Consider the following 2,567-nt stretch of genomic DNA (forward strand, 5'->3'; position numbering starts at 1 on the left):
GCGGACGGCGATGACGTGGACGTGCCCGTTGCTTGCGGTGTTCAGGGCGTCGCCACGGTGGAGTTTGCCAGCCGGGACCCAGGTGTGGATGGTGTCGTCCCAGAACGGGTGCTTGGCCGTTGTGTGGACCGTGGCGGTGTGGCCGTCCTTGGTGCGGACGGTGACGTCGACCAGGTCGTGGTCGTGGTTGATCCACACGTGCTGGACGGTGTGCGAGCCCTGCTGCTTGCCGGTCTTGGGGTTGCCGGACTCGACGGTGTCGCCGACCTGGATCTGGTCGATGCGCTTGGCCGAGCCGTTGCCCATCAGGACCTTGGTATCGGGCGAGAAGCTGCACGTGCCGCCCGCGATCTTGTCGCCCTGCTCCTCTGCCGTCTGTGCGGACTCCGCCTGGGCCTTTTCGGCGGCGGCCTTCTCCGCTGCAGCCTTCTCGGCAGCCGCCTTCTCCGCCGCGGCCTTCTCGGTGGCTGCGGCCTTCTCGGCCTGGCGGAATCGGCCGCGTCACGATGACACGTCAGCCACCAAACGGAGTCTCCCCCTCGGCTCGCAACCGAGGGGGAGACTCTGCGGCTCTATCCGGTCGCCTGCTCTCCGCAGGCGCCTCACTTCCGTGACCAACCGCGGCAGCATCTCACGCGCCATCCCAATGAAGGCCGCGTTCTCGTCCCACCGTTCGTCAGCCACGTCGACATACCTCGGTTGCTGGACAAGAGTCGCAGCGACCATCTCGCGGTGGTCGAATTCGGGCCAGCGTTCCGCACGGCCGGTGTCCGGCGCAGTACTCACGACCACCAAATTCATCGCGTGAGCGTCGTCCAGCGTCCTGACGAACCAAGGGCCAGGTGTAGCTGCACCACACAGCTCCTCGATCTCTGCCAACTCTTCGTCCGATACGGATTGCGACCTGTCCATCACGTCACCCTAATATCGCTCACTGGAGTATCCGAGTCTCTCGATGTTCTTGTAGAACCTTTTGTCGTTTGTGATGATCGACAGGCCCTCCTGCACTGCAGAATCCAGTACAGCGGCATCATCGTCCGCGATCATGGGATTGAAGGGCTTCCCCTTCCACATCGCCCGGAGGGACGACTTGATGGAGTCCACGCCGCTCTCGGTGGCGGCAGGACCCATCCGGCCGCCACGCTGCGCGAGCCAACCCGCAATCGCCTCCGGCGAGTGTCCACCTTCGCGCCTCCTGCCGTGGGTGGGCCCGGAGGGGAACCCTTGCTACCTCGCGGGCGACGGGGTCGGATACCTGTCCCGGCTCGCCGACAACATGGAGGTGACCCAACTCGGTCTGGCCGGTGAACTCCTCCAGGAGGCACAGCGTGTCCTGGACAAGCGGCAGTGGACGCCCGGCGAACTGCATCTGCTGACAGTCCAGTTGACCGAAGCGCTCGGCAACGTGCACCGCATCGCGGTGAGCCGGGGCGCACGCCTGCCCACACCCGCCGACGACGATCTCGACACCGTGGACGACCCGGAGGACGAGGAAGACGAGCGCGACAGCTCCGATCCCGCCGTCCGCCGCTGACTGCTCCTCGCCGCTCCCTGGTTCCGGCTGACCCTCGTCACACCCGGCAGGGACGGTCCGCACACGGTCGACCGGCACCCTCCCTCGCACGGACACCCGCTCTGCGGCAAACCGCACCCCGCTGCGGGTGTGACGCGGGCAACGGGTGCGGGGTGCCCGCGGTTGGTTGGCGCCGCAGGAACGGGACCGCCGCGGTCCGGCGGCACCGCCATTCGACCTGGGTCATCCCCGCGGACGCGGGGATGACCCAGGTCACCTTTGCCGATTCCCGTCAAACGACCCCACACACACCAGCAGCAGCAGCCCCACCGGAAACAAAATCCGGTGAGGCTGCTAACTCGTCCCCCAAAAGCCAGTCATCGAGGAGGTCAATCAATCCCACGACCTCACCGCAAGGCGCGGCTCCTAACTCTCAGCCGTTCATCATTCGACCGGCTGATACGCGTCGTGCGCTGCATAGAAGCCGACAGCTGAACATGCTTCCTCGATGTTTGGCTCACGGCCGCCCCGCCAACTCTTCCAGACTCGCAGGACGTCCCTCACTAGATGCACTTCTAGCAAGTAGGTCATTCCTTTGGGTTGGCCTGTAATCTCCTCATCGATCAGTGCAACCAAGATCGATGGCCCGATTGGCTGACCCTCTTCACCGTAGATCGTGAGGTTCTCGTCGATATGATCGATGTCCCGCAGCACGTCACCTAGCCTGAGCTGGGAGTTTTTACCTCCAGATTGAGAATCCACCAACACCTCCCGGATGGAATAGATTCTGTAGGTTTCCTGGAGCTTCGTGCTGTATTCGTGGCACGAGCTGCATAAGTCCGTCGTCTGCGGCATGATGCCAGGTCCACAGCGATGATGGCGAGTTCCGAGATATTCCGCCTCGCGGCCCGACAAGCCGGGTCTTCGAATTTAGGCGGGGAGGGGTCCTCGCTGGCCGTGCCGCGAACTGCGGAGCGTGACTGCCGCGCGGGAGGCCGGACCTGAACGCGAACCGCCCGCGGCACTTGTGGATGATCACTGTTGCTGAAGCAGT

The 2,567-nt window shown here is 64.4% G+C and carries 4 protein-coding genes; 1 reads left to right on the forward strand and 3 read right to left on the reverse strand.

Annotated features, from left to right (window positions below; all coding sequences use genetic code 11):
- On the reverse strand, positions 1-306 hold a 306-nt coding region (locus H8R17_RS45095; protein ID WP_187828935.1), incomplete at its 3' end, for a polymorphic toxin-type HINT domain-containing protein.
- 898 nt (positions 307-1,204) lie between these two features.
- Here H8R17_RS45095 and H8R17_RS45100 point away from each other — a divergent pair.
- Positions 1,205-1,534 (forward strand): hypothetical protein, encoded by a 330-nt coding sequence (locus H8R17_RS45100; RefSeq protein ID WP_316959752.1) that lies wholly within the window; start codon positions 1,205-1,207, stop codon positions 1,532-1,534.
- 423 nt (positions 1,535-1,957) lie between these two features.
- Here H8R17_RS45100 and H8R17_RS45105 read toward each other — a convergent pair whose 3' ends face one another.
- Positions 1,958-2,227: a hypothetical protein gene (locus H8R17_RS45105; protein ID WP_187828936.1), complete on the reverse strand. Its 270-nt coding sequence runs from the start codon at positions 2,225-2,227 to the stop codon at positions 1,958-1,960.
- A 25-nt stretch (positions 2,228-2,252) separates the two neighbouring features.
- The gene (locus H8R17_RS49705) at positions 2,253-2,348 is read right to left on the reverse strand and encodes a hypothetical protein (protein ID WP_187828937.1); all 96 of its coding nucleotides are present in this window, start codon (positions 2,346-2,348) and stop codon (positions 2,253-2,255) included.
- Positions 2,349-2,567 lie beyond the last annotated feature (219 nt).

Origin of the sequence: Streptomyces sp. TRM68367 (assembly GCF_014495685.1) — a bacterium.
Lineage (GTDB): Bacteria > Actinomycetota > Actinomycetes > Streptomycetales > Streptomycetaceae > Streptomyces.

Bases quoted from the DNA above. Each gene is read 5' to 3' on its own strand.
- H8R17_RS49705 (WP_187828937.1), bottom strand. From the start codon at position 2,348: ATGCAGCTCGTGCCACGAATACAGCACGAAGCTCCAGGAAACCTACAG.